This window comes from Erysipelotrichaceae bacterium 66202529 (assembly GCA_017161075.1).
GTDB lineage: Bacteria > Bacillota_I > Bacilli_A > Erysipelotrichales > Erysipelotrichaceae > Clostridium_AQ.
Window position 1 is genome coordinate 635,292 of sequence record CP046174.1, and the last position, 25,186, is coordinate 660,477.

Sequence of the window (25,186 nt, forward strand, 5' to 3'; positions counted from 1 at the left end):
CTCTCCTTACCTTTAAGGAGGTGCTGAAATGGATTATCAGTATTATAGAGATGATTACAAGGGGACGGTCAGAGAAGCGGAGTTCAATGTATTGCTTCCAAAAGCTGAAGCAGTCTTAAAGATGTATATAGATGACCGCGTAAGGACGGATCAATTGCATGATACATTAGATGGGTATGGAAACTTTGATAAGGCATTGTGCTTTGAAGTCGATTATATCGATCAAAATGGCGGTGCAGCAGCGGTGAACGGTGCATCTGACCTGGATCTGAAGCAGGTACAGTCAAGCGGCTATACATTTCAGATGGGAAACGGCGGGCAGTCCTATAAAGGGATCCCATTTTCTCCGCTCGCTAAGTCTGTGATCATGGCGGAACTTCGCCGCAACGGTCTGCTCAAACTGGGGTGGAACTGGTGAGGGTGCTACCGAGAAGATTCCGACCGCATACAGTACAGCTGATCAAGCAGCTTCCTGAGGATGATAACGGAGTGGCAGCTGAACAGGTCATCACAATACTGCATGTGAAAGCAGATCTAAGCTACGGTATGCAGCAGTCAAAGCGCGGGATCACAACTGATGACAAGATCATCGTGTATGTAGAGCTTGGTGATTACACTGCCTATGATGAAAATGACCGTGTACTGCAGTACGGAACAGATTTTATTATCAGTACCAATGATGCACTGAAATTCCGTGATGATGAATACACCATCACAGGAGTGAATGAGATATTTCTCGATGGTACGAAGCCGATCAGAGTGGAGATGACAGGGAAATGAGTGTCAAGGTAAAGGTCCAGTTCGATGGAAACAAGCGTATGCTGAAAGACCGGATGAAGCTAACAAAGTGTAAAAAGAAGCTCATCAGTCAGGTCATCAAGGACACGACACCATATGTGCCTATGCAGGAAGGAAATCTTTCCCAATCCGCAATCACAAATCAGAACCGCTATAAAGATAAGGTCGTATGGAATGGTCCATATGCTAGATTTTTATATAAAGGGCTGGTCATGGTCGGTATACGTTCACGTAGAGCATGGGCAAGACTTGGAGAAGTCAAAGAGACTACGAGCAAGGCATTGAAGTATGGTAAGACGCATCCGCTTGCCGGCCCTGAATGGTATATCCGTTCCAAAAGCAAAAACAGAGGGAAATGGGTGAAATTGACGAAAGGATGGTTCAAGCATGGCTAATGTAGCACTGGAGGATGTCAGGCAGATCGTAGAAGATCTGTTCATGGGATACATCAGTAATATCCGGATCCCAAACACAAAGGGATGGTATCTGGAGTATTTCCCAAACTCCAAAGAAACGGCGATCTGTTTCAAACGAATGAATGATGTTCCGATCCTTCAGCAGTATATCACCGGTGGATATAAGGCAGAGTTTTCGTTCACGGTAAGCATGCAGGCATCTGTTAAGGATACCAGACATAATCTGGACATCACGAAGCCATTGAATGACCTGGCTGCGACATTTGCCCGAGAGACAAGAGAAGGCTTTCCGAATCTCCACCTTACGGATGCGAAGCCGATCAGTCTGGAAATGACATCAACACCGGTCGATGATACCGGAGAAAAAGAAAAGACGGCTACCTTCGTGGCAGCCTACAAATTAGTATATGAAAAGAAAGGAGCGTTTGAGTAATGGCATTTACACCAAAAAGTACCGTCGTCAATCGACATGAGAATCTGAACTATGCTATATGGGATGGTATCGAGAAGCCGGTCCTTGCCGGAACCGGTATCACGGACTGGACAGAGGACGCATCACCGAATACAGATGACGGACAGTATATTAATGAGAAGAACCAGCATTCCAATATGACAGGATATGCACCATCAGTTTCGTATTCGGGAGAACTTATTCCGGATAACGCCTTTGTCATGCATGTGTATGAGGTAGGTAAGAAAAAGCTGATCGGGGAGATGTTTACGGCCTATGAAGTAGAAACATGGGCGCCGATCGAAGGGTCTGCAGGTGAATTTGCAGCACATAAATCCGAGTATGAGATCCAGCCATCCAATCCAGGATCCGGTGAGGGTGGCGGTAAGATTGCACTGGAAGGAACGTTCGCACAAAAGGGTGACAGCTTGCATGGTAAATACAATATCGCTGATGGAACATTCACAGAAGGCGTGTACGACTATAAAACCGGTACCTTCAAAACAGATGGAGTGGGGGCATAGCAGATGAAGATCACATTACAGGAAAACATCATCCCACTAGATATCGCAGGACTACACTTCGAAATGGATGCGGATGATATCACATTGCATCAGACAATCAGCGATTTCATGGATAAATATCGCGGAAACCGACTTGTAACGGAAAACTTTATCGACGACTGCCGGAATACTATTGACGGACTGTTGGGCGCTGGTACATATCGTAAGATCTTCCATAAGGATGACTTAAAGCCTTATTATGTAATCCTGCAGCTTGCAGAGGCACTGAAAGAACGTCTGGAGGAAGCTGCTACGACAGAGCAGATGAAAAAGCGTCAGCAGTCCGCAGAAAAGGAGCTTCAGGCAGTACAGGGGATCGTCAATAGCATGGAGCGGTTCACAAAGCAGATGGAATATGCGGATGGAAAGTACGGTATGAAGAATGTGGCTAACAAGAGACGACCTGCCAAGAACCGTAAGAGCAGATAACAGAGACTATACGATAGATACAGATTTCCGTACTTGGATGAAATTTGAGAATATCATGGTCGATGCAGGAATCGAAATGGATTATAAATTGTATTTCATGATACGAGGAGTCATGAACATGCCTGATGATATTTCAGAAGAGCTGATACAGGCTCTTTTTTCTTTCTACAGGCTAGATAAACCGATACGGAAGACCTCTGGCAAGCAAGGTGAAATCGGATATCGTTTTGACTATGATATGGACCTCATCGTAGCTGCATTCCGCCAGCAGTATGGCATCGATCTGCTTGCCGCAGAGTTGCACTGGTGGGAATTCAAAAGTCTATTTGAGGGACTTACAGATCAGACGAAGTTCATCCAGGTGGTAGGTTATCGTACTGCGGATATCTCCAAACTGGATAAGGAACAGAAACAGCGTTATACGGAATTGAAAAAGTTTTATGCACTTCCTAAGGAAAAGGCGCAGGATAGGTCGCAGGAGGAACTGGAGGCAGAGATCCTGTCAGGACTGAAGGGCGGTGATGCGGATTGTTAGGGAACAGTGATGGCTCCATCATCATTGAGGTAGATCTTAATGATAAAGACTATGAATCACGCCTGAAGTCGATGGAGGGGAAAACGAAATCTTTCGGTACGCAGCTGAAAAGCCTTCTGAGTGCAGTCGGAATCACCAAGGCTGTCTCTGCAGGCTTCAACGCCATGAAATCATCCATAGGAAGTGCGATGGACCGCATTGATACGATGGATCAGTTCACACGTACCATGACGACGATGACAGGCTCTTCCAAGATTGCAGAACAGGCACTGGCCAAGATCAAGGACACCGTGACAGGGACTGCATACGGACTTGATGTAGCGGCACAGAGCTGTCAGAAGTTCGTAACATCCGGTATGTCGATGGACAAGGCAACAGGGCAGGTGAAGACCTGGGCAGATGCGGTTGCATTCTATGGAGATGGTACGAATGAGACATACGCCAATGTAACAGATGCGATCGCAAAGATGGTCGCACAGGGGAAGGTCCAGGGAGATCAGCTGGACCGATTGACGGATGCCGGTATCCCTGCAGTGCAGCTGTTTGCGGATGCGACTGGCCAGAGCTTTTCTGATGTACGCGAAGCATTATCAGATGGCAGCATCTCATCAGAAGAATTTCTGAATGTCCTGCAGGATGCGATGGAAAAAGGAACTGACAAGTTCGCGGCCATTGATGGTGCTGCCAAAGAGGCAGGTGCTTCCTGGAAGGGAACATTCGATAATATGAAGGCTGCTATCACACGAGGGATGGTAGCAATCATAGAATCGATCGACGAAGTGCTGCAGAGTAATGGTCTGCCAACCTTGAAGGAAATGATCTCAGATGTGGGGAAGGTCATGGAAAAGGGATTGAATTATGCTGCAGAGCATCTTCCAGAGTTGATCTCATTGATCAAGAAGCTGCTACCGGTCGTAATCAGCGTGGGTAGTGCGTTCGCTGCTTGGAAGATCACAAATACAGTGAGCAGAGCGAGCAAGTCTATTTCTGGGTTCTTTGATCTAATGAGCAATGGTAATAGTTTGATGAATACTGTTTTTATCAAACTTGGTTCTGGAAGCGGAGCATTCTCTAAATTAGCTACAAGTGCTATCGGTGCTGGTGGAGGTATCAAGGGGCTGGGCAGCGCTTTGGTGGCTGCTGCCGGTGGGCCTGTCACATTGATCGTTGCAGCTATAGCTGCAGTAGTGGCTGCCTTCGTATATTTCTGGAATACCTCTGAGGAATTCCGGCAGTTCTGGATAGACCTGTGGAACGGCATCGTTGAATGGTGTTCAGGTGCAGTGGACAGTATTGTCGAGTTTTTTACCGTGACGATACCTCAGGCATGGGAAGATTTCAAGACAAGCCTGCAGGAGCTGTGTGACAGCATCGTTCAATGGTTTCAAGATGCATGGAACAGCGTCATAGCTTTCTTCACAGAAACGATTCCGGCGTGGATCCAGAGTGTGATCGACTGGTTCAACCAAATTCCTTATAACATTGGTTATATGGTCGGACAGATCATTGGTCATTTCATCCAGTGGGGCATCGATCTGAAGAACTTCGTTACAGAAGATATTCCTGCTTTTATAAATTCGGTAGTTGAATGGTTCAAATCACTGCCAGGAAAGATATGGGAATGGTTGAAGAGTGCCTGGGAAAAAGTCAAGACCTGGGGAAGTGATACATATAACAGTGCTAAAGAGTCGGTTACCAAAACGATCGATAAGATCGTAGAGTGGTTCCGTTCATTGCCAGGAAAGGTCCAAACATGGTTATCTAACACGATATTGAAAGTAAGGGCATGGGGTTCTGATCTTTGGAATACCGGTATCAATGCCGCAAAGCAGCTCGTCGATTCCGTGGTTCAGAAAGCTAGGGAATTACCTGGCAAGATGGTAGATATCGGTATAAACCTTATCAAGGGGCTGTGGGAAGGTATCGGAAGTGTAAAGGATTGGATCCTGGATAAGATCAGTGGGTTTTGCGATGGAATCGTCGATGGTATGTTGGATTTCTTCGGCATCCATTCCCCTTCCAGACTGCTGCGTGATCTTGTAGGTAAGATGCTGCCTCCAGGTATTGCCGTGGGATTTGAAATGGCCATGCCGAAGTCAACGAAGGATATCCTTAATGAGGTTGACGGTATGAATGCGGAATTGCAGAAACAAGTGAATGCCAGCGTGAATGACATCGGTGTACCTTTGGAAACGAATGCCAGGATCACGCAGCAGCAGAGTGTCGTGAACGCGTTCCCAAAGACTATGCAGCTAGTACGTAATGGTGTTAATGAGTTTAGATTCGTATTGGATAACGGTGCAGAAGTTGCGCATTGGCTTGCACCTGAAATGGGTGTTGAGCTTGCAGAGCTTAGATAGGAGGGTGTGACATGCGAATAAACAACAAGCGGATGGAACGATTCCATATGAGAGTAAATTCCTTCACATATCAGCCCTATGCAGTAGAGCGTGAGGTCTTTCAGCCTGAACGCTCCCTGCGTCCTGTTCTTGGCAAAAGAGTGCTGACGCCGAAGAGTATGCAACTGATAGCTGAGTTTCGCAGCAAGAAGGATATATCTGATTTTCTGGCAGAGCTATTGAACCATGAAGAGAATATGATCGACATCGAAGATGGATTCAAATATCGGTGCTATCTATCCAAACTGAGCCAACCCGTAGACGAATACTGGCAGGGCTGGTACAGGGTGACGATCCCGTTGTCCGTCATACAGGAAGGAAGCAGACGCCAGTTGTTACTCAGTAAGGTTGACAACCATATCGTTGTCGCAGGTAATTGGCAAACAGAATGTGTGTATGAAATAACGCCAATGGCAGCTATGGATTCCTTCACTATTGATGGGCACACCATCCGGAAGCTGTATGCAAACAGAACGGTCTATTTCGATGGTGAATTGAAAAAAGTTTATACAGATACAGAGCCGAATAAATATCCGGATTGTACGCTGAAACAGAACTGCTTTCCTACATTGGATCCGGGAAGTCAAAAAATCAGTATGAGCAGTACGTCTGTAAAAGTCGTATTGAAATATACACCAATTTTCGTATAGGAGGAACAAGATGCTTGAAATTTACACAAAGGAAGGTTGGTTACCGATTACCAATCGGCAGAATTACTATACAGCATATGAATATGATGGTACCCAGACTTTATGCTTTGACATTTCGCCCAGTGATGAAATGTACCGGTATATCGCTAATGAAACACCAGTCAGAAATGAAGAGAACCGCTATCTGATCAAAGATATCAACAAGAGAAAGACAGCATGCACGATAACCTGCAGCCTGGATATGGATGACTGGCATCAAAACGAGCCTTATCTCAACACGAAGGATATAGCAAAGTTTCAGACAAAGAGCCTATCAGAGATTCTGGAAGCGATCAAACCGTCTGGCTGGTCTATCTTAAACGCAGGTATACGGGATTATCGAAGGACCCTAGAGATGGAAGATGCGTCTGATTATGAAGTGTTATTCAAATGTCAGGAGATATTCAGTGTTACATATGAGATCCGAGCACTTGATAAACAGATCGTTGTAAAGGATCCTGAACAGGTCATAGATAAAGGAATCTATATCACCCCACAGTTGAATCTGGAAAGTGTTAAGATGAAAGGCAATTCAAAAGATTTCGCCACCAGGATCACAGCATATGGAAAGCAGAATGAGGATGGCAGCTATGTCAATTTTGCATCCATAAATGGAGGAAAGACCTATGTTGAAGATAATGCATATGCAGGCAAGGCGCATCCAATCTGGATTGTATGGAAGGATGAACGATATACGATTCCGGAGAACCTACTTGCTGATGCGAAAAAGAAGTTGAAGGAACAGGCATATCCGGTATTATCCTTTGAGGTCACGGTCAATGACCTTGCGGAAACAGATGATAGGTACAGCTTCCTGAAGATGGGGCTGTATGATATTGCACACGTCATTATTGACGGGCACACTGAGATCATTGAAAAGGTGATCAAGCTGCAGAGGTATCATGATTCACCAGAGAAGAACAAAATCACATTGTCTTCAGAACCGCAAACCATAACAGGAAAGGTGAATGATGCAATATCCATTCTTGGCAACGATGGTGAAAAACTGAAAGGATCAGTGCTGCAACAGGCGCAGGAGATGGCAACGAAGCTGATAAATGCATGGGCAGAGAAAGGATATATCTACCAGACACAGAATGAGATCTATATTTTGGATGCATTACCGAAAGAGAATGCGAAGTATTGCATTAGGATGAATCTAGGAGGTATAGCCTTCAGTCAGAATGGATGGCAGGGACCATATAATTCTGCATGGACGATCGATGGGAAGTTCAATGCTGATTTCATAACAGCCGGAACATTAAGAGGTATCCGGATTACAAATGGTAACAACTTTAATGTGGATGCGGATGGGAATGTCTCTGCAAATGGATTGAAAGCAACAAATGCAGAGATAACAGGGAAGATATCAGGATCAATGATAACAGGAACATTATTCGATGGCGGAACTATTAGGACAAACGACGGGGACATTGGAGGATGGAGTATAAATTCCAACGGTTTGTATAACGGTACAGTCAAAATTAAGAATAGTGGAATCACCAATATCTATACATGGGCTGACCTGTATATTATCCGTTTGATAATTATGGGTACTGTGGATGCTGATGATGATATGGTCTACCACTATGATTTTAATGGAGATGGAAAAATAACACCAGCTGATTACGCTACGTTGAAGAATAGATTAAAAGCTATGTAGGAGGTGATTGAATGGATATAGTAGTAACACAAATCAAACAGATTGGTAGAGAGATAATGCTTGACGGAAACAGTCTTGTAGGTTATCAGCACTCAGCCAATCTTTTTATTAAGCTTATTAAAGACACATCGGAAACAAATCCATTTAAGGGAATGGTGTTATCTGGTTTCTGTAGCAGCTGGAAATCAGATATGCCGATTGTATGCCCTCTACAAGAAAAGGATGATGGGACATACATTTTGTTGCCTGATGGGGTGTTTGAAAACGAAGGCGATGTATATTTGTCTTTGGCAGCGATTGACGAAAATAAAATCGTTATCACATCTAACAGATTAGCTCTACAAGTAGATGTATCCAACAAAATCAAAGCTGCAGTTTCTCCACCGGAAGAATATTGGCAAAGAGAAGTATTAAGTGCTATGAAGTCATGGTATACGAGTAATGTTGATCCTTATTTTGAAAAAAGCAAAGAGAAATTAGATGATTTGATAGACCAAACTAACGAATCTCAAAAGGATGTAAAAAATGCAGTGGCACAATGTTATGATGCTATATCAGCACTGCAACTTGAAACATTCGATATGGACGGCGGTGACCCGTTCACACAAGCGAGCGAAGAAGACATTGATGTAAACGGTGGATATCCGATTTAAAGAGAGGAGAATGAGAAATGCCATTTTATACAATAAGACCACGTGCTGGAACAAAGGCACAATGGGAACAATCAAATATGGTTTTGAAAGAACGCGAAATCGGTTATGAAATACCGAATGCAGGTGTTGGAAAGGGAATCGTTAAAATGAAAATGGGGGATGGAGTAACACCTTGGAATAGTTTACCTTATGCAATACCTGACGCATTAACACCTAGCGATATCGTTACGACGGATTCAACATCCAATGCAAAAGTACCTAGTGCCGGATATTGTAAAAAGAAATTCGATGATATAAAAACCGAATTAAACAGAAATACTGTTCAATTAACTAATTCGGTATATCTTCCTCCGGCCAATATGTATAGAAGTGGGCAAGTTGTTTATTTAAAGTGTGCTGGTTATATGCAAAAGGAATTGGCAGCGAACGGAGAGACTACGATAGCTACGCCGTCGATGATTCCGGAAGCTTTTCGCCCAACAGTAGATCTAAATTTCTATGAAATCGTAGGTAGTACAAAAATTATCGCAAAGATAAATATTAAACAGGATGGAACTATTTTGTTTTCCCCTCTTGAAAAGCTAGCAAGCGATACAGGAATAAATGTGCATCTTACCTATGTGACGGGCAAGTCTACTATCCAATGAAAGGAGCATTAAGATATGGAATTTATTAAACTGAAAAATGGCAGTAGATATCAGCTGATCACAGACGGATTCAATGTCGGAGATAATCATGTGAAACTTGCTTTCATTGCTGATAGATCACTAAAAGAAATTCATTCTGAATTTTCAAAAAAGGAAAACATTGAGACATTGTGTGTAGAAAACGCAACAGGCGAGACACTTACTGTATGTGATGGATATGTGGTTTTAGACAGCTACGTATCATTAGATTTGCATTATGAGGTATCGCCAGTTGAATATGGCGGTGATGGGGAAGTTGTAAAAGCAGCTGATTATGGTGAAGTCGCTTTCTTGTCTTTATATAAAGAAACAGCAGAAAGCATGCTGGAAGAATTGAAACTTAAGCAAGAGGTGACTGCACAGGCAGTTCAAGATTTGATACTGATGGCGGCAGGAGGTAAAGCATAATGGAAAATTTTCTGGTATATCGTATCTTAGATGGAAAGCTTGATTTTGCTGATGTCCCCAAAGCGCTAGAAGCCGGAGTGAAAAAAATTCTGGTTGAGATAGGTCACGAAGAATTAACGAAGTAGTATAAGAGGGTAAAACGCCCTACATATTGCCAAGAATGGCGGAAAGAGATGAGGTATATGAAACATATGGCACAAACAATCACAGACAACTACAACGCATTTGTGGGCACTGTTATAGCAGTTATCAGCGTGATATTCGGAGAACACTGGTATCTGTTTGCGTTGTTCCTTGCACTAAATATTGCAGACTGGGTAACAGGTTGGATGAAGTCAAGAATCATGAAAAAAGAAAATTCAGTAAAGGGTTGGCAAGGAGTACTTAAAAAGATTGGATACTGGATCATGATCACGTTTGCATTTATGGTTGCAGCAGGCTTGATCGAAATCGGTGAGATAATCGGTGTAGACTTGCAGATTACAACACTGCTTGGATGGTTCGTACTGGCAAGCTTGATTGTGAATGAAGCACGCTCCATCTGTGAAAACTTCGTTGAAGCGGGATTCGACGTACCAAAAGTTTTGAGCAACGGCTTAGCTGTTGCCGACAAACTTATTAACAAAGAAAGCGAGGACGAAGAAAAATGAAAATTTTGCTTATTGCAGGACATGGCGCAGGCGAACCAGGAGCTTCCGGATGCGGATACAGAGAAGCTAACCTTACCAGAGAGCTGGTCAACCTGATTGCGCCGAAGCTGAGAAAGTATGCGACAGTGGATGTGTACAACGAAAACCGCAGCGCATTCTATGATGTACAGAACGGTACATTCAAAATCGGAAAGTACGATTATGTGCTGGAAGTACATTTCAATGCATTCAATGGATCTGGACACGGTACAGAAATCTTTGTAACAGACAGCGAGCAGTATACCGATGTGGAACAGGCCATCATGAACAAGCTTGGAAAGCACTTCGTGAAGCGTGGTGGTTCCGGTGTCAAGGTGACAAACTGGCTGGTGATTTATACATGCAAGTGTTTAGGCATCAGCTCCGCCCTGTTAGAGACGTGTTTCATCGATAACAAGGCGGACATGGCCGAATACCAGGCACACAAAGAATCCGTGGCACAGGGCATTGTAGACGGCATTGCAGAAGGCTTCCAGTTGAAAGCAAACAGCGCAGAGCAGAAGCCAGGGAACAAGCCTGCAGCACAGAATAAACCTTCCAAACCATCCAAACCAGCACAGCCTGATCAGATTTTGCATAAAGGAGAATACTTCGTCATTCCAGGAGTGCATAGCGTAGACCAGGTATTGGCCAACATGGATAGCATCTGGTGCGAGGAGATGACCGGGAACGGCGGTAACTCCATTCAGGCGGGACCACTTACCAAATGTGATAAGAACGGCAAGGAAACAAAGTCACAAGTTTTCAGCGTAGGTGATTACTGGAAATGTGACAAGAAATTTAAGGTGCTTGCGGTGGATAAACCTACAAATTCAGTGCAGGCAAATGTCGGAGGTCGTAAAATCTGGCTGTATGCCGGACCGTTGCGCGAAGTCTAATATATAAAATAACCACTCATTCCTTCAGGGATGGGTGGTCTTTTTAAATGTAAAAAAAAGATGTATTATTATAGTAAATATGATATAATTTTCGTGAATTTATTAGCATTAAATACATATACTAGAGAGGAACAGCGGTAGAGAATCCTAAGCGGACCTATTTGCAAAAAAAGTTGCACACCTATTGACAATCTTGTCAAAAAGGTTTAAAGTAAGTGCAAGGAACAGCGGTAGAGAATCCTAAGCGGACCTATTTGCGCAAAAAAACCTCTCTTAATTGAGGGGCTTTTTTGTATAGGAGGAATCGACATGGCTAAACCATTCAAGACTTTAGAAGAACAAGTTGAGTTGATGAAAAATAGGGGATTATACTTTGATGATGAGGAGAAAGCGAAGTCATATTTATTACTTAATAACTACTATAATGTGATAAACTATTATAGTAAATTCTTCATGAATGGTAATGATTATTATATAAATGGAGCAACATTTGATGAAGTTTCACACGTTTATTATTTTGATAAAGAGATAAAAGGAATTTTCTTTAAAACAATCATGGAAATAGAAAAGCATATCAAATCTATTATTGCCTATGTTTTTTCTGAAGAACACCAAGAGGACTTTTCATATCTTAATGCAAAAAGTTTTAAGAACAACGATATCATAGATGTAACTCAAACAATAGCATGTCTTTCAAAAATCATCACAAGAAAGCAGCGAGAAAAGGACGATAATTCTGTCAAACATTATATGAAAAAGCATCATAATGTACCTCTTTGGGTATTATGTAATTACATGACATTTGGTCAAACTATTATGTTTTATAAGCACATGAAGGATGCGGAACAGAATAAGATAGCAAAAATATTCAGCCAATATTTAAGAGGAAATTTAAATATTGAGAATACTATAGTAACTCCAACACATATATTGTCTTACCTTAATAATATATGTGAAGTCCGAAACATTGAAGCACATGGCAACAAGTTTTTAGGATTTAAATGCAAAAATAATACGCTATATCTTCCAGAACTTCATTCATTTTATGAAATCAATCCTGATTCGCCAAGACAAGATGTCTATAATGTCTTTATAACAATGAATATGTTTCTTGAAAAGCATCAGTTTGCTATAATGAATAATTCGTTGCGAAAAAGGGCACAGCAATTATCTAAACACGTTAAATCGATAAATCACAATTATATTTTATCATCATTAGGTTTTCCTCAAGACTGGCAAAATAGAAAGTGTTTACAACAAGATTAAGCTACTCTCCACACCAGAGAGTAGCCTTTTTTGTTAAATATGGAACTTCCAATGTTTTACTACGATAATGATTTGCAATTTTTGAAGAAATGCTATATAATTTCGTAGTCACTCTTTCATACAGTTTATGCAGTGACAATGGGACAAAAGCCGGCTATAAGCTGGCTTTTTATTATCGAATTAAAATTAAGAAAAATTAAATAATTAGAGTTTACATACATGTGAATATGTAATATACTTTTATTGGCTCTCTACCCCTTTCGGAAATACCCCAATATTTTCCCACAGAGAGTCAGGCCGGTGTATACCGGCTTTTTAAATCTGCAAGCAAATGAAATGTTGATTAAATGTAGGTATGGCATAAAGAAAAGAGCGTCAACGTGTAACTCTTTTCAATACTTAGAATTAGAGGTGTGAGTAATAACTATCACTCATTATAATATATGTTAAAACACAAAAAAAGTGCAGAAAAAACAAAATACTTGAAATTAAAAATATATATGATAGAATATTTTCGCCTGTTGTATATTGCCTAGGTATTGAACAAAGGCGGCCACTATCTTTGGCGAAGTTCGGATTTATCCGAACTTTTTTATTATCTTGCTTAATAACGCTAAAATATTCATAACGTATTTACAAATGTTCATATAAACTATATAATGATTACGTTGCCGCCCATTAAAAAGAAAGAGATACCTAGGCAGTATTTTGCGGCACTTGACCACCTTAATGGTGGTCTTTTAATTGATGGTGATCAAACGTTTAATCTTTTATCAATGAGTATTATAATAAGCCTAATTAGGCATCTAATTCCTCCATATCATATATTGAGATACGCAGATGTATCTCAATAACACGTAAGGAGGAAATATATATGTGTAACAGATGTGAATGTAATGCTTATGACTTTAACGATTATGATTTTGACAGATTCGAGTGTGATAGAAATTGTAGATGCGATGATTATGGTACAAACGCATTGAATGAATCAGAACGAGTAGCTTGCAACACAATGCGTCGTGACTGTAGAGAAAATCGCTGCGCACGACAATTTGTACGCTGCATGAGAAATGCCCGGTGCGGATCTAATTGGTAACTTGCACTAAAACTTAATGTATATTTGTTCACTCTGATTTAGCTTTTAACTGTGTATTTGTGATTGCATCAGTAAAAATGTAATTTAAGAGTCTGTATATGAATAGCCAATTTGCTACTCTCCACATTGGAGAGTAGCATTGTTTGTATCAATTCATTTATCATATAATTCGTGATGCTCTATATCAATTGTGTTTGTCTTTGGTGTCCTGCCATTACAGCATTGCATAATAACGGTCAAAGTGGAATTTGTGTTAGGAAATATCTGTACACCGTTGATTATTTCTTTATCAAAATCATCTTTTATAACTTGTACATCATATTGTGCATAAGGACATGCCTGTGGAATGCTATGCAAGGAATGTGTGCTGTCTGGGGTAGGGAGAGTAATAGGTTCACTTAGTCCCTTTTCATCGGTATAACATCCCATTATAAAGTTAGAAGCACTGTCTGTTCTCTCATACACTCTTATAGCTGCCTGATTAACAGGAGCACCGTTTGCTTCCATAGTTTCAATTGTTAATGTGCCTGTCATTTCACTCACCTCCGATATAAACTATGCAAAGGCGATTGCGATGTGTCATTAAAAAATATATAGTAACCTGTTATCTATATAGGTATTTTTATTTATTACTATGAAAATAATAAATTTAATTATGCATATTGGTCTTTATAGTTATATCGCACTACACAATAGATACTCTTGTATCTACGGTATTCGTACACCAATAAGCAGCTGTTTCTACAGACGGATAACTTTTAGGTACTCACGAGCTCGCACATCTGGAAATGGTATCTGCCATTCTTTATCAGCTCACAAGAAATCTGAGTGTGGAGGAAATTGAAGAAGGCGGCTTTGCAGCCTATTATGTCGATCATACAACCGGAGTGTGGACACAGGCAGCAAGCGGGGCACCGTTTACGGCCTCCTACTATCAGTCAAAGGGTGATCCTGTCACTGATTTGTTTGAGGATATGGGCGCAGAGCAAAAGGCGCGGACAACCTATGAGAATCTGATACGTGCTGCCAGTGATCCGGATGTAATCGCACCACTTCGCTTCCTGAGAGAACGTGAAATCGTACACTTTCAGCGATTCGGGGAAGCACTTGCCTACGTTCAGAGTCAGCTTAACGCAGAAAATTACTATCAGTGTAATCCTGCATTTGACTGAAACAGCGGATGTTGAACATCCGCTACATACAACATATAATACACAGGAATATGAAATAACTTCATAATTTTACTCTGCCAAAGTTATGCAGATATAGCAAAATCATTGGCAAAACAGGAATATCTATCCGTATTCTTTAAAACTATATTTACAAATTCGTTTCGTATAGTATAATACAAAAGGCGGGGTGATGACATGCAATATAAAATTGGAAAAATTGCGAAGATCATGGGGGTTACACCGGAGGCAATCCGGCATTATGAACGACTGGGATTGATTATCCCATTCAAAGATCCGGATACGAACTATCGTTACTATACAAATGAACAAATCGATCAGCTGCTCTATATACAGCGGTTCTCACACATGGGAATATCACTGTCTGATATCCGTGAGAATATACTCAGAGGCAATGTTCATTCCCATCGGGAAATGGTCAATCAGAAGCGCAAGGATTATGTTCAGGAAATACAGCACCTGCAACAAAAGCTTATGAATATGGATCACTATATCGATATTTTAAAGCTGACCGCATACTGTCTGTATAATTGCATTCTCATTCAGAAGCCCGGCTTCTTCTTCATTTCACAAAAGGACTGTCTGAATATGAAGGAGGACGCAAAAGACTCAGTACAATTCAATATCTTTCAAAAAAATGCGGATATGTTTTTCCAATGCTCTTTACTTTGTGAGGAGGATGGCGCTAGAAGCAGCAGGAACGGTTTTGGTATTTATGAGGATTGTGCTGTTGCAATTGGTGTCAGTGAAGAATACGGGTTTCAATACTTTGCAGGCGGGGATGCAGTCATATATGCATATGAACAATCAGATAAGCGTTCTGCCCTGACACACGAAAAAATACACTCCTTTTTTCAAAGAGAACATCTTACTCCGAAAGGGCCTGTTTGCCAAAGACTTGTATATCGTACCTTTGAAGATCATGCCAGTGCCAATCTTGTTGAAATGCTCATGATTCCTTACATTCGTCAGTGAAAAAGGAATCTTTTTTTTGTTAAAAATAACGAGCTGCTCTCCTACATCTAATAATTATTCTTACGATTCTGTTTGATTTCTTGACTTTATTCCTGCATCTCGGGGATAATACAGACAATAAGACAGGATGTGATAAGATGCTTGGTAGGAATATAAAAAAACTGCGAACTGAATATGAAATCAGTCAGCGCAGACTTGCGGATTATATGCACATAAAGGAGGAACAGCTGCAGGAATGGGAACAGGGAAAAAGCTTTCCAAATGATGAACAGCTGGATCGTCTGGCCACTCTGTTTCAGGTAAGTGTCAGCGAATTGTGTGATGCAGATGAGAGTAGCGATAAACAAAAAAAGAAGCAGCCAGTTGCTCAGGATAAAAAAGAAAAAAAGCAGAAAGTGAAAAAAGGAAAGACGAAAAAGAAAACGAAACGGAAAACAAGACATAAAACGGATTATAAAACAAAAAAGGAAACTGTTGTGAAAAAGCGCAGGGTATGGCCTCTGGTGCTGCTGCTATTGCTGGTACTGGCGGGTGCTGTAGCAGCAGGTGGTTATGTATATTGGAAATACGGAGATGAATTGTTTTCACAAAAAGAAAAATACCGTAAAGAGGATATGGCAGGTACCTTTACGGCTGAGAATGCACACGACGGGACGCCTGCATCACTGGTTTTGAAAAGTGATGGAACCTTTACCTTTATAGTAAATAATTGTCAGGTGATGAATGAGCTGGATGGAACATGGAGCATTACAGATAAAAATATCAAGCTGCATAATACGCAGGGAACGTATACATTCGCAATCCGCAGCAGTAATCAGCTGCGCTTCGAGGGAGAATCCATCGGCTGTGGTCCATATCAAAAGGATATCTTCACTCGTGGTACTGCAATCCAGAATCCGCAGAAAGAGGAAGAACCGAAGGAGTCTGAGAATGATGATATTGCCGGCAGCTACAGCGGCAGTCACAGTACCCTAGTTGTTTCCAATGTGACAGCTACTTCCTTTTCCTATACATTAACAAGTCTGAATCCGGATGATGCACAGCAGGTAGCTACGATTGAGGGAACTGCACAGCGAAGCGGTAATACGGCAGCCTTCAGCTTCAGCGATGATGGCTTTGGTACGCAGGGAACCGGAACCTTTACTTTTCAGGGTACGCAGGTGGTATTCTCCATACAGAAAACACAGGCAAACGCAGAAGCCGCATGGGGAATACTGGACGAAGGAACCCTATCCCGTTAAGTCATATGGTACAGAATACGACAAAGGCTTGTGGAAAAACAGATAGACAAGAGCAGTAAAGGATAAACATAAAAGTAAGGAAATATCAAAATATGCAAATAGCTGGTTAAGCATACAGCTTCTACGCAGCAAAGCTGTAAGGAGCCTTATTTAAGAAAGCTATCTGATAACGAGGAGCATTAGAAAAAAGATTGATACCTGGCTGTATTCTCTGCCACATCAGACAAGCCGCTGATCTAGCTTACCTTATAATTGGCAGCTTCCCTAGTGTAGAATATCAGTTATTAACCGAGACAAATGCAAGTTTCTGGTTTTTATTAAATAAAATATGGCAGCACAGGTTATTGATCTTTACTCGCTTTAGGCTACAGAGCTGCATAACGAAAAAGAAGAAGTAAATTTCCTATGGATGTTTAGATTACAATAAATAAGCATTAGCCTTACACCATCTTCCCTTATTCATTTGCTTTCAAATCTCCCGACATCATGAGTCGCATGATCCCTGACACCAAAACCACTTAGGTACTTTAATTCTTCTTTTGCATTTTAGATAATCTATTTCTTGTATATTACACCTTAAGCAATAATCTATGCTAAAGGCTCAGCGATCCGCATATCTTTTTTAGCAGGCTGCATGATGTCAGTCTCCTATCTGCAGACTATGATCGGATATCCTGTTCTGTACTGCTCCGGCTTTTCCATTCATCCTCTAAAATTGACATTAGAATATCATCCGCATAGCTGTCACCATCACGTATCGCATCCCGCAGGACTCCCTCTACACGGAAGCCTGCTTTTTCATATGCCCTTTTTGCTCTGGGATTAAAAGAGAATACATCTAGTGAAAGCCTGTGCAGCCTTAGCTCACGAAACGCAAAATCCCGCGTCATACGAACAGCCCAGCCTCCGATTCCCTGACCGCAGTCAGCTGAATGAAAAATACAGATTCTGAAATTCGCAGAGCGTGTTTCGTTATCAATATTGTTTATGACGCTTTCTCCAATTATTCTGCCCTGTGGATTGAAAATAAGAAAATCAAAGCGGGAGACATCTGTCAGACAATTTAAAAAATAAGCGTCAATCTCTTCTTTTTCATAATGCTGCTTACTTCCTGTTAAACGTGCAACCTCGCAATCCCATTCTGAAAATCCACAAATATAATACTCTTCCTTATCCTCTAAACGAAAGGATCGCATTGTATAACCGTTATTTTCCCATATGTAATCCGTTTGCATACATACTCCCCTCATGTTCGCTTTCTGTCAAGGCTTCCCTTTGCATAGCTGTGATAATCGCCATCTTGTATATTTCCTCGGTTGTTGCACTGCGCGATAAATCATTCATCGGAAGGCGGACACTCTGCAAAATCGGGCCAAGTGCCTCAAAGCCACCCAAATTAGCAACCAGCTTGTATCCGATATTTCCAGCATTCAAATCCGGAAATATTAGAACATTAGCAGTCCCTGCCACCGGGGAATCTGCCGCTTTCAAGCCGGCTACACGTTTTGATAAAGCACAATCCACCTGCAGCTCACCGTCAACTGCATAATCCAGAGGCATTCGTTTCAATCTCTGGGCTGCTTCATGAATCGTATCGACATCGGTACCGCTCCCGCTGCCATGTGTGGAATAGGAAAGCAGTGCAACCTTCGGTTCCATACAGAACGTCCTCGCTGTATCCGCAGACTGTAATGCAATTTCCACCAGCTCGTCTACATTTGGATTTCTATTCAAAGAACAATCTGCGAAAATATAATGCTCATCCCCTCTGCTCATAAGAAAGCAACTGGAAACGATGGTATGTGGCATCCGTGTCTTTATCAGCTGCATAATAGGACGCAATGTCTCTGCTGTTGAATTGGCGGAGCCGCCAAGCAGTCCATCCGCATACCCCAGCTCCACATACATCGTACAGAAATAGGTATCCTTCATTAGCCACTTGCGGCATGTCTGTTCATCTGTTTTTCCACGCCGCAGCTTTAACATGCGCCTTACCATGGCTTCTCTGTGTGCAAAAAGTTCAGGATCAATGATTTCGATTCCGTCAAGGGAAAGCTCATAATCGGCTGCCAGCTGCTGCAGCTTCTTTGTAGTTCCATAAAGCAGAGGGGTAAGGATCTGTTCGTTGTGCAGACGTATTGCTGCTTCCATCATTCTTCTGTCAGCTCCTTCTGTAAATAAAATTCTGATTGCGCGGTCTTTAACTGTTAATGGTATGTTCATAGGCTTGTACTCCTCTCCTTTCATTATACCATTCCTTAACACGTTCGTCGAAAAAAGATAGCGGTATAAACCTATGGAAAATGTCCAGACTAAATACCAAGGAGGATGTATATGAAAGTCATAAATTATATCGTATTGATTATCAGTATTATCGGTTGTGTAAACTGGGGACTGATTGGTCTCTTTGATTTCAACCTGGTAGATATGCTGTTCGGTACCGGATCTATTTTATCCAGAGCAATTTATATTCTGGTTGGTATCTGTGGTATTTATCAGCTTTCCTTCTTCTCCAGCTTAAACAGCGAGAGATAGTAGAGAACGGCTTCCTGTTATAATCAGGAGGCTTTTTCTTTTTGTCTGTAGTGATCGCCGATATGAAGCACGGATAATGTCAAAAGGCTGTTACGTAAAAAAGCAAAAGGGAAAAGCGATGGGATTATGAAAACAGGATGAAATCCAGGAGCTTCGATATGGAGAAGTAACCAAATAAATGATAAAAACCGATATAAAATAAGAACTATATGTAAAGGAAGCTGTCTATCATAGGAAATCTTATAGCGTAATAGACGGTTTTCTATAAAGCCTTAGAAAGCGCTATTGCCTGCTTTATGCAGTGATAAGTGTAGATGCTTTTTGAAGAAGGACAAAATTTACAGTATAAAAATCCTGTGATGAAAACGGTCAGTCTATGTGCTATACTTTATATGAAGCATGGATTCGGAAAGGAGTGCTGACCTGTGAGAAAGGGAATCATTGCGCAAAAGATTGCATAGACCCATGGAAATCACCAAAAGAAAACATAGATGCAGGATTTGCATGGGAGGCTAAAATGAAAGAAAATAAATATGACGACGATGTGTTTTTCAATAAATATAAGGAAATGAACCGCTCTGTTCAGGGCCTGGAGGGTGCCGGTGAATGGTCACAGCTGAAACGTCTGCTTCCGGATTTCAAAGGGAAGCGTGTTCTTGATCTGGGCTGTGGTTATGGCTGGCATTGCATATATGCGGCCGAGCATGGCGCAGCAGCTGTCACTGGAACGGATATTTCACAAAAAATGCTGGCAGTTGCCATGGAAAAAAGCAGAGGATATGATATCACATATCAATGCAGTGCAATGGAGGATTTACATTTTCCTCCGGCATCCTTTGATGCTGTCATCAGCTCGCTGGCATTTCACTATGTAAAAGACTTCAAGCCGCTGGTGTTATCCATTGCTGAATGGCTCGTACCGCAGGGACAGTTTGTATTCTCTGTTGAGCATCCGGTTTTCACATCCTATGGTTCACAGGACTGGTATTACGATGACAAAGGAGCTATCTTGCATTTTCCAGTCGATAACTATTATTATGAAGGAAAACGGGAAGCTAATTTTCTGGGGGAGAAGGTGGTGAAGTATCATCGTACGCTGACAAGCTATCTGGATACATTGCTCAGCAGCGGCTTTGAGCTTCAGCATATCATAGAACCGCAGCCACCTCAGGAAATGCTGGGTATTGAAGGTATGTGCGATGAAATGCGCAGACCGATGATGCTGCTGGTATCAGCCAGAAAGCGCTGATTTTACGTGAATGAGAGTTAAGCTTTAAAGCGATATATAAGCAGCACATATAAAAGTAACATATATAAGCAATATATAAGCCATGTTAATATATAATAAAAGAATAAAAGGCTGATTCCAAGACAGCATACAGAATTGTTTCGCTGTTGGGATCAACCTTTTTATTTATTCATTATAAAGAGCTTCCTCTTTTCTTTATTTAACATATTGCCTGCTCCTCACCTTGCAGTATGGAAGTATGGGCATGCAATGGATTTTTCATAAATAAGGCAAGCGCGCAAAGGATGAGCTGTGCGGCAGGATATGCCATCCAGATTCCATTGAGCTGAAACAGCCAGGACAGGATAAACAGGCTTACTGGCAGCAAAAAGCATGGCTCCATATACACAAGTATCGTGGAATTTCGTGTTTTTTCCGTCGCATAAAAAACAGCTGAGGTAACTCTTGTAATACCAAGAAACGGAAAGGATAGAGTGGTTATCAGTATCGCTGTTTTGGCTCCCTCAAATACAGAATCGCTGATTCCAAACAGAGCAGTCAGTGGGTTGAGGAACACAACTACAGCAGCACATAATATAAGCGAGGTAAGAATGGTAACGATAAATGCTTTTCGATACAATATATGAATTTTATCCTCCTGATCGGCGCCGTAATAGAAGCTCAGCAATGGCTGAACACCGTCACCGATTCCCTGTAATAATAGCTGTGCACTGCACAGGACATAGGATACCACAGAATAAATGGTGACAGCAGCATTGCCGCCATAGCGAAGACACATCCAGTTTGTTAAAACGATAACGAACGATGGTGCCATGGTTTGACCAAAGGGGGAAAGACCGATGCGTACAATGGATTTGACAAGGGGAAGATCCGGTATGGCATCCTTCCAGGAATAGGTGCGCAGCTCTCTTGCATACATATAGGCAAGAGACAGGATCGCGACAACACCCTGTGCGATAATGGTTGCCCATGCTGCACCTGAGAGTCCCATACGAAAGCGAAAGACAAACAGATAATCCAGCAGAATATTGGTAATCAAACCACTGCTCATAATGACGGTCGCAAGAAAGGTTTTTCCGTAATTACGCAGCAGGGGATTCAGACCGTTTCCAAGCACCGGAAGAATTCCCCCCAGCAAAACAACAAATATATACGAACGTGCCTGTTCATATAAAACATCCTGTGCGCCCAGCATTCTCAATAGTCTGGGGTGCAGGAGCAGTAACATACCTGATAACAGGATACCGGAAACAAGCAGCAGGGCCAGTGTCGAGCCCATGGCATGACGTGCCTTAGCTTCCCTGCCATCTCCGCGGCTGCGCGACATAACAACGGAGCCTCCAATTCCAAGTCCGATGGCGGTTGCATTCAGAATGACCTGAATCGGATAGGCGAGGTTAATTGCCCCCAATGCGGTATCCCCAACGGCATTTCCTACAAACAGACCGTCGATAATTGCATAGAAGCCGCTTAACAGCATAGCGAACATGGAAGGAAGTACATATTTCCAGAATTGTTTATGTATATAATCTTTTTTCATTTCAGCTTCACCTCCGTGCGGATTTCAGTATAAACCCTGAAGCAGCTCCAAGGTCAAGAAAAATATAAAAAAAGTGAGGAAGGTATCCTCACACAGTAATGATATTCGTACACTGTGTATTTGTATAATATAATCCTTGAAAAGATTTACAGCGTAAGGCTGTGCAGTAATTTATATCCTCCAGCTGCTGTAATTTCTGATAAGCCGCTCTGAAATTTTCTTTTCCATTATAAAACATAAAATTACAGGCGATTTTTACGCATATACTATATAAGCAATAAGCGTATATTAAATAAATGATACAGTCTGCATACGAGCGTACAAGACCTGTACTTCCTTACAACATACCTGAACGAAACATGTCCAATATCGCCAGTGTGAGATACACAAGCGCTGAAGCTGGAGAATAAAGTTAATTGAAAACTATATACTGGATAAAACGGTAAGAAATTATGCCTTCATCACTTTTCCTGTTCTGTATCCACGTGCTTGACATCCTCACACAAAGGAATATACAGCTCTGCATAATAATTCTGGTTATCCTGATAGCTGGTCAGAGGAATTTCCCGAAGATAGAGGGTGTTCTGCAGTGTGAGATTATGCTGTTTTGCATACCTTAATAGCGGCTCGATATCCTGCGGCTGAATCTGGCTGTGCAGCATATGAATGACGAGAAATACACAGGGCTGATGCTGTGCTTCCATCATATGCTCCTGCGGATAGCTCATATGCAGCTCTTCCATAATGTCCTGTTCCAGTGCGATGATCGTTTTTCCCGGCAAAATATCGGAATGCTGAAGCTGATATGTTTTATACAGGGAACACAGCACAAATTGATCCTGTGTCAGGTGTGCAATCTGCTGTGTAAAAAAATCACTTGTTTTCTCACTCTCAAACAGAATAACAGAAGTGGGAAAGGCTTTGATACTGCATATATTCTGATTGGATTCCACTCTTTGATAGGTTTCGGAAATATGAGTAAGCTTTTTTAACAGCTGTTGTTCATAACGAATCCTTTCCTCCGTTTCCTGCTTTTTCTTCAACAGTAGTTCATGCATAGTTTCAATGCTGCCGCTGGTACAGATGGATTGAATGTCATTGAGGGATATATCCAGATGCCGATAGTAGATGATATCCAATAGCTCCAATATATTGTTCAAATCATATTCCCGATACTGGTTATCCGGATTTGTAGCAGGATGCACCAGTCCTTTTTTTTCATAAAAGCGTATAGTATCACTACTTAAACCAAGCAGCCGGGCAATCTGAGAAATTTTATAGGTTTCCATATTTACTCCTGTTCCCTGCAGGTATTCATAATGTCCCATGCGGCTTCCTGCAGGTTTCCATACAGATCCTTATGCGACATATGTGCGAGTTGCAGCTCCTCCAGTATCTGCTTTTTCTTTTTTATGTAAAATACCATCTGTTTCCCCTGATAATGCATCAGCTTCCTTTGTAATGCAAGCGGAAGTTCCTCATCATCGTCTGCATAATTTCCACAGAGGAAAAACAGTCCATTCTGCCGCCGTATCCGTTCATTATCCAGGGAGGCTTTCACAAGCTGAACGGTTTTCAGATCATCCTGCTTCATGATTGGCTGAAAGGCAGGCTGTTCCCGCTGTATTTCATGCAGAAGTGTCTGTGCGGCACTGCTGTGTAAAAAGGCTTTGGAAGATTCTCTGCGCAGAGCCTGCCGTACCTCCTCCTTTAAAAAGCCCAGACTGGAAAGCATACACACCTTGTCGCTGTCGGGAAACAGAGGAGCTGTATCACTTTCAAACATAAGAACGCGGCCATATGCTGCAGACGCATTCTCACAGGCAAAAAACAGAGCTACCAGTGGATTGGAGGTCACATCAAGCAGACGGGTACAAATTTGGTAATGCTGCATTTTTACAAGCTTTTCAAAGTGTGTGTTGCAATTTTGAAAATCCGTTGGGTATTCAATCAGTGTTTGCTTATAGATGCTATTCTCATGTATTGCCAGTTCATGCTCGCGAAACAGTGAGGGCATTAGACGGTAATTCATATTCTGATGACCGCGGAAATAACAGGAGATATGTTTTTTCCTGTATTTCAAAATGGTTTCAATATATTGGGGCAGGGATGTGATTTCAACAAGCTGAACGCTTTCAGAATCAAAAAGAAAGGATTCCTTTACCTGCAAGTCTGAAGGATATGAGGCAGCTTTGAGTAATTCCTTCAAAAGCAGATGCCGGCTTCCGGAAGGAACAGCGTGCTTCAGCGTATAATGCAGAATTTCCCGATCCGGCACATTCTCCTGATATTGCAGCTGCTGTGCCGGTGTTTGTGAGACGAGGACGTCTGCGCGTGCAATATTGCCGCTGATATAATGATAATCATAATATCCGTTCACACGCAGGGAATGAAGGAGCTCCCTGTGAAAGGCATCATGAAAGCGAGGGTTTTTATACAGGGTCTGTGCTTGTTCCTGAAAGGATTCTGTCATGCTATCATCTCCATTATAATATATAATAAGATTATATATGAAAAATATGGATTTGAATACATAAGAACGTAATATAGCACCTGCTTTTTACAAAAGGAAGCGATATCCTTTCTGCTTTTGTATTAAGAGGGGAGGATGCATGACAGGGTACTACTATACATATAAGGTACGAAATACATTTTCGGGACAAATATACATTTAGTGTATAAATAGAGTATAAAATACAGTTAAGAAATAATAGACGTTTCGGATATAAACATACAGTTTGATATAATTATATATTTTGGTATATATACATTTATGACACAGGTATCAGGTATATAGTAAGAAAAGAAGAAATAAATTCCCATGGAATAATAAGGAG

At 41.6% G+C, this 25,186-nt stretch carries 26 protein-coding genes and 2 pseudogenes; 22 read left to right on the forward strand and 6 right to left on the reverse strand.

What is annotated here, in order from left to right; genetic code table 11:
- Positions 1–28: 28 nt before the first annotated feature.
- The 17 genes and pseudogenes from GKZ87_02960 to GKZ87_03040 all read left to right on the forward strand — a co-directional run bounded on the left by GKZ87_02960 (position 29) and on the right by GKZ87_03040 (position 13,619).
- The gene (locus tag GKZ87_02960) at positions 29–418 is read left to right on the forward strand and encodes a hypothetical protein (GenBank protein QSI24538.1); all 390 of its coding nucleotides are present in this window, start codon (positions 29–31) and stop codon (positions 416–418) included.
- Positions 415–780 carry a hypothetical protein gene (locus GKZ87_02965; protein QSI24539.1) on the forward strand — a complete coding sequence of 122 codons (366 nt, stop codon included), beginning with the start codon at positions 415–417 and terminating at the stop codon, positions 778–780. Before GKZ87_02960 ends, GKZ87_02965 begins: the two co-directional genes overlap by 4 nt.
- Entirely contained in the window at positions 777–1,193 is a 417-nt protein-coding gene (locus tag GKZ87_02970) for a minor capsid protein (GenBank protein ID QSI24540.1), read from the forward strand. The genes GKZ87_02965 and GKZ87_02970 overlap by 4 nt, the downstream gene beginning before the upstream one ends.
- Positions 1,186–1,647, forward strand: coding sequence for an ABC transporter permease (locus GKZ87_02975; protein QSI24541.1), 462 nt, complete (start codon positions 1,186–1,188; stop codon positions 1,645–1,647). The genes GKZ87_02970 and GKZ87_02975 overlap by 8 nt, the downstream gene beginning before the upstream one ends.
- Positions 1,647–2,189: a hypothetical protein gene (locus tag GKZ87_02980; GenBank protein ID QSI24542.1), complete on the forward strand. Its 543-nt coding sequence runs from the start codon at positions 1,647–1,649 to the stop codon at positions 2,187–2,189. The genes GKZ87_02975 and GKZ87_02980 overlap by 1 nt, the downstream gene beginning before the upstream one ends.
- Before the next feature lie 3 nt (positions 2,190–2,192).
- Entirely contained in the window at positions 2,193–2,657 is a 465-nt protein-coding gene (locus GKZ87_02985; GenBank protein QSI24543.1) for a hypothetical protein, read from the forward strand.
- Positions 2,611–3,192 carry a hypothetical protein gene (locus GKZ87_02990; GenBank protein QSI24544.1) on the forward strand — a complete coding sequence of 194 codons (582 nt, stop codon included), beginning with the start codon at positions 2,611–2,613 and terminating at the stop codon, positions 3,190–3,192. Before GKZ87_02985 ends, GKZ87_02990 begins: the two co-directional genes overlap by 47 nt.
- On the forward strand, positions 3,186–5,552 hold the full coding sequence (locus tag GKZ87_02995; GenBank protein QSI24545.1) for a tape measure protein: 2,367 nt from the start codon (positions 3,186–3,188) through the stop codon (positions 5,550–5,552). Before GKZ87_02990 ends, GKZ87_02995 begins: the two co-directional genes overlap by 7 nt.
- An 11-nt stretch (positions 5,553–5,563) precedes the next feature.
- Positions 5,564–6,241: a hypothetical protein gene (locus tag GKZ87_03000; GenBank protein ID QSI24546.1), complete on the forward strand. Its 678-nt coding sequence runs from the start codon at positions 5,564–5,566 to the stop codon at positions 6,239–6,241.
- 10 nt (positions 6,242–6,251) lie between these two features.
- Positions 6,252–7,583 (forward strand): annotated as a pseudogene (locus tag GKZ87_03005) (hypothetical protein).
- Positions 7,584–7,954: 371 nt separating this feature from the next.
- On the forward strand, positions 7,955–8,596 hold the full coding sequence (locus GKZ87_03010) for a hypothetical protein (GenBank protein QSI24547.1): 642 nt from the start codon (positions 7,955–7,957) through the stop codon (positions 8,594–8,596).
- A 17-nt stretch (positions 8,597–8,613) separates the two neighbouring features.
- The gene (locus GKZ87_03015) at positions 8,614–9,243 is read left to right on the forward strand and encodes a hypothetical protein (GenBank protein ID QSI24548.1); all 630 of its coding nucleotides are present in this window, start codon (positions 8,614–8,616) and stop codon (positions 9,241–9,243) included.
- A gap of 15 nt (positions 9,244–9,258) precedes the next feature.
- On the forward strand, positions 9,259–9,690 hold the full coding sequence (locus GKZ87_03020; protein QSI24549.1) for a hypothetical protein: 432 nt from the start codon (positions 9,259–9,261) through the stop codon (positions 9,688–9,690).
- A 191-nt stretch (positions 9,691–9,881) separates the two neighbouring features.
- A complete protein-coding gene (locus GKZ87_03025; GenBank protein ID QSI24550.1) occupies positions 9,882–10,340 on the forward strand; it encodes a holin in 459 nt (152 codons plus the stop codon).
- Complete coding sequence (locus GKZ87_03030; GenBank protein QSI24551.1) at positions 10,337–11,257, forward strand: N-acetylmuramoyl-L-alanine amidase; 921 nt, start codon at positions 10,337–10,339, stop codon at positions 11,255–11,257. The genes GKZ87_03025 and GKZ87_03030 overlap by 4 nt, the downstream gene beginning before the upstream one ends.
- A gap of 309 nt (positions 11,258–11,566) precedes the next feature.
- Positions 11,567–12,523 carry an Abi family protein gene (locus GKZ87_03035; GenBank protein QSI24552.1) on the forward strand — a complete coding sequence of 319 codons (957 nt, stop codon included), beginning with the start codon at positions 11,567–11,569 and terminating at the stop codon, positions 12,521–12,523.
- A gap of 874 nt (positions 12,524–13,397) precedes the next feature.
- Entirely contained in the window at positions 13,398–13,619 is a 222-nt protein-coding gene (locus GKZ87_03040) for a hypothetical protein (protein QSI24553.1), read from the forward strand.
- 153 nt (positions 13,620–13,772) lie between these two features.
- Here GKZ87_03040 and GKZ87_03045 read toward each other — a convergent pair whose 3' ends face one another.
- Positions 13,773–14,153 (reverse strand): hypothetical protein, encoded by a 381-nt coding sequence (locus tag GKZ87_03045; protein QSI24554.1) that lies wholly within the window; start codon positions 14,151–14,153, stop codon positions 13,773–13,775.
- Between the two features lie 224 nt (positions 14,154–14,377).
- Here GKZ87_03045 and GKZ87_03050 point away from each other — a divergent pair.
- From GKZ87_03050 to GKZ87_03060, 3 genes and pseudogenes are all read left to right on the forward strand, one after another.
- Positions 14,378–14,791: pseudogene (locus GKZ87_03050) on the forward strand (manganese catalase family protein).
- Positions 14,792–14,986: 195 nt separating this feature from the next.
- A complete protein-coding gene (locus GKZ87_03055; GenBank protein QSI24555.1) occupies positions 14,987–15,784 on the forward strand; it encodes a MerR family transcriptional regulator in 798 nt (265 codons plus the stop codon).
- A gap of 137 nt (positions 15,785–15,921) precedes the next feature.
- A complete protein-coding gene (locus GKZ87_03060) occupies positions 15,922–17,025 on the forward strand; it encodes a helix-turn-helix domain-containing protein (protein ID QSI24556.1) in 1,104 nt (367 codons plus the stop codon).
- A gap of 659 nt (positions 17,026–17,684) precedes the next feature.
- Here the strand turns inward: GKZ87_03060 and GKZ87_03065 are convergent.
- Both GKZ87_03065 and pta read right to left on the reverse strand, forming a co-directional pair.
- Positions 17,685–18,260 (reverse strand): GNAT family N-acetyltransferase, encoded by a 576-nt coding sequence (locus GKZ87_03065; protein QSI24557.1) that lies wholly within the window; start codon positions 18,258–18,260, stop codon positions 17,685–17,687.
- The gene (pta, locus tag GKZ87_03070) at positions 18,232–19,248 is read right to left on the reverse strand and encodes a phosphate acetyltransferase (protein ID QSI24558.1); all 1,017 of its coding nucleotides are present in this window, start codon (positions 19,246–19,248) and stop codon (positions 18,232–18,234) included. Before pta ends, GKZ87_03065 begins: the two co-directional genes overlap by 29 nt.
- A gap of 111 nt (positions 19,249–19,359) precedes the next feature.
- On the opposite strand from pta, the gene GKZ87_03075 reads away from it, so the two are divergent.
- Positions 19,360–19,560, forward strand: a complete 201-nt coding sequence (locus tag GKZ87_03075) for a DUF378 domain-containing protein (GenBank protein QSI24559.1) — start codon at positions 19,360–19,362, stop codon at positions 19,558–19,560.
- A 517-nt stretch (positions 19,561–20,077) separates the two neighbouring features.
- Positions 20,078–20,809, forward strand: coding sequence for a methyltransferase domain-containing protein (locus GKZ87_03080; GenBank protein ID QSI24560.1), 732 nt, complete (start codon positions 20,078–20,080; stop codon positions 20,807–20,809).
- Between the two features lie 199 nt (positions 20,810–21,008).
- Here the strand turns inward: GKZ87_03080 and GKZ87_03085 are convergent, their stop codons facing one another.
- The 3 genes from GKZ87_03085 to GKZ87_03095 form a co-directional block, all read right to left on the reverse strand.
- Positions 21,009–22,349, reverse strand: coding sequence for an MATE family efflux transporter (locus tag GKZ87_03085; GenBank protein ID QSI24561.1), 1,341 nt, complete (start codon positions 22,347–22,349; stop codon positions 21,009–21,011).
- Positions 22,350–22,810: 461 nt separating this feature from the next.
- The gene (locus tag GKZ87_03090; GenBank protein QSI27866.1) at positions 22,811–23,638 is read right to left on the reverse strand and encodes a MerR family transcriptional regulator; all 828 of its coding nucleotides are present in this window, start codon (positions 23,636–23,638) and stop codon (positions 22,811–22,813) included.
- 2 nt (positions 23,639–23,640) lie between these two features.
- A complete protein-coding gene (locus tag GKZ87_03095; protein QSI24562.1) occupies positions 23,641–24,822 on the reverse strand; it encodes an FRG domain-containing protein in 1,182 nt (393 codons plus the stop codon).
- Positions 24,823–25,186: the final 364 nt, after the last annotated feature.

Excerpts from the sequence above, each read along its gene's own strand:
- GKZ87_03020 (QSI24549.1), top strand. The coding sequence starts at position 9,259 with ATGGAATTTATTAAACTGAAAAATGGCAGTAGATATCAGCTGATCACA.
- GKZ87_03010 (QSI24547.1), top strand. The coding sequence starts at position 7,955 with ATGGATATAGTAGTAACACAAATCAAACAGATTGGTAGAGAGATAATG.
- GKZ87_03015 (QSI24548.1), top strand. The coding sequence starts at position 8,614 with ATGCCATTTTATACAATAAGACCACGTGCTGGAACAAAGGCACAATGG.
- GKZ87_02990 (QSI24544.1), top strand. The coding sequence starts at position 2,611 with ATGTGGCTAACAAGAGACGACCTGCCAAGAACCGTAAGAGCAGATAAC.
- GKZ87_02975 (QSI24541.1), top strand. The coding sequence starts at position 1,186 with ATGGCTAATGTAGCACTGGAGGATGTCAGGCAGATCGTAGAAGATCTG.
- pta (QSI24558.1), bottom strand. The coding sequence starts at position 19,248 with ATGAACATACCATTAACAGTTAAAGACCGCGCAATCAGAATTTTATTT.
- GKZ87_03085 (QSI24561.1), bottom strand. The coding sequence starts at position 22,349 with ATGAAAAAAGATTATATACATAAACAATTCTGGAAATATGTACTTCCT.
- GKZ87_03040 (QSI24553.1), top strand. The coding sequence starts at position 13,398 with ATGTGTAACAGATGTGAATGTAATGCTTATGACTTTAACGATTATGAT.
- GKZ87_03025 (QSI24550.1), top strand. The coding sequence starts at position 9,882 with ATGGCACAAACAATCACAGACAACTACAACGCATTTGTGGGCACTGTT.
- GKZ87_03090 (QSI27866.1), bottom strand. The coding sequence starts at position 23,638 with ATGGAAACCTATAAAATTTCTCAGATTGCCCGGCTGCTTGGTTTAAGT.
- GKZ87_03055 (QSI24555.1), top strand. The coding sequence starts at position 14,987 with ATGCAATATAAAATTGGAAAAATTGCGAAGATCATGGGGGTTACACCG.
- GKZ87_02980 (QSI24542.1), top strand. The coding sequence starts at position 1,647 with ATGGCATTTACACCAAAAAGTACCGTCGTCAATCGACATGAGAATCTG.
- GKZ87_02985 (QSI24543.1), top strand. The coding sequence starts at position 2,193 with ATGAAGATCACATTACAGGAAAACATCATCCCACTAGATATCGCAGGA.
- GKZ87_03035 (QSI24552.1), top strand. The coding sequence starts at position 11,567 with ATGGCTAAACCATTCAAGACTTTAGAAGAACAAGTTGAGTTGATGAAA.
- GKZ87_02970 (QSI24540.1), top strand. The coding sequence starts at position 777 with ATGAGTGTCAAGGTAAAGGTCCAGTTCGATGGAAACAAGCGTATGCTG.
- GKZ87_03030 (QSI24551.1), top strand. The coding sequence starts at position 10,337 with ATGAAAATTTTGCTTATTGCAGGACATGGCGCAGGCGAACCAGGAGCT.
- GKZ87_03045 (QSI24554.1), bottom strand. The coding sequence starts at position 14,153 with ATGACAGGCACATTAACAATTGAAACTATGGAAGCAAACGGTGCTCCT.
- GKZ87_03095 (QSI24562.1), bottom strand. The coding sequence starts at position 24,822 with ATGACAGAATCCTTTCAGGAACAAGCACAGACCCTGTATAAAAACCCT.
- GKZ87_03075 (QSI24559.1), top strand. The coding sequence starts at position 19,360 with ATGAAAGTCATAAATTATATCGTATTGATTATCAGTATTATCGGTTGT.
- GKZ87_03000 (QSI24546.1), top strand. The coding sequence starts at position 5,564 with ATGCGAATAAACAACAAGCGGATGGAACGATTCCATATGAGAGTAAAT.
- GKZ87_03060 (QSI24556.1), top strand. The coding sequence starts at position 15,922 with ATGCTTGGTAGGAATATAAAAAAACTGCGAACTGAATATGAAATCAGT.
- GKZ87_02960 (QSI24538.1), top strand. The coding sequence starts at position 29 with ATGGATTATCAGTATTATAGAGATGATTACAAGGGGACGGTCAGAGAA.
- GKZ87_03080 (QSI24560.1), top strand. The coding sequence starts at position 20,078 with ATGAAAGAAAATAAATATGACGACGATGTGTTTTTCAATAAATATAAG.
- GKZ87_03065 (QSI24557.1), bottom strand. The coding sequence starts at position 18,260 with ATGCAAACGGATTACATATGGGAAAATAACGGTTATACAATGCGATCC.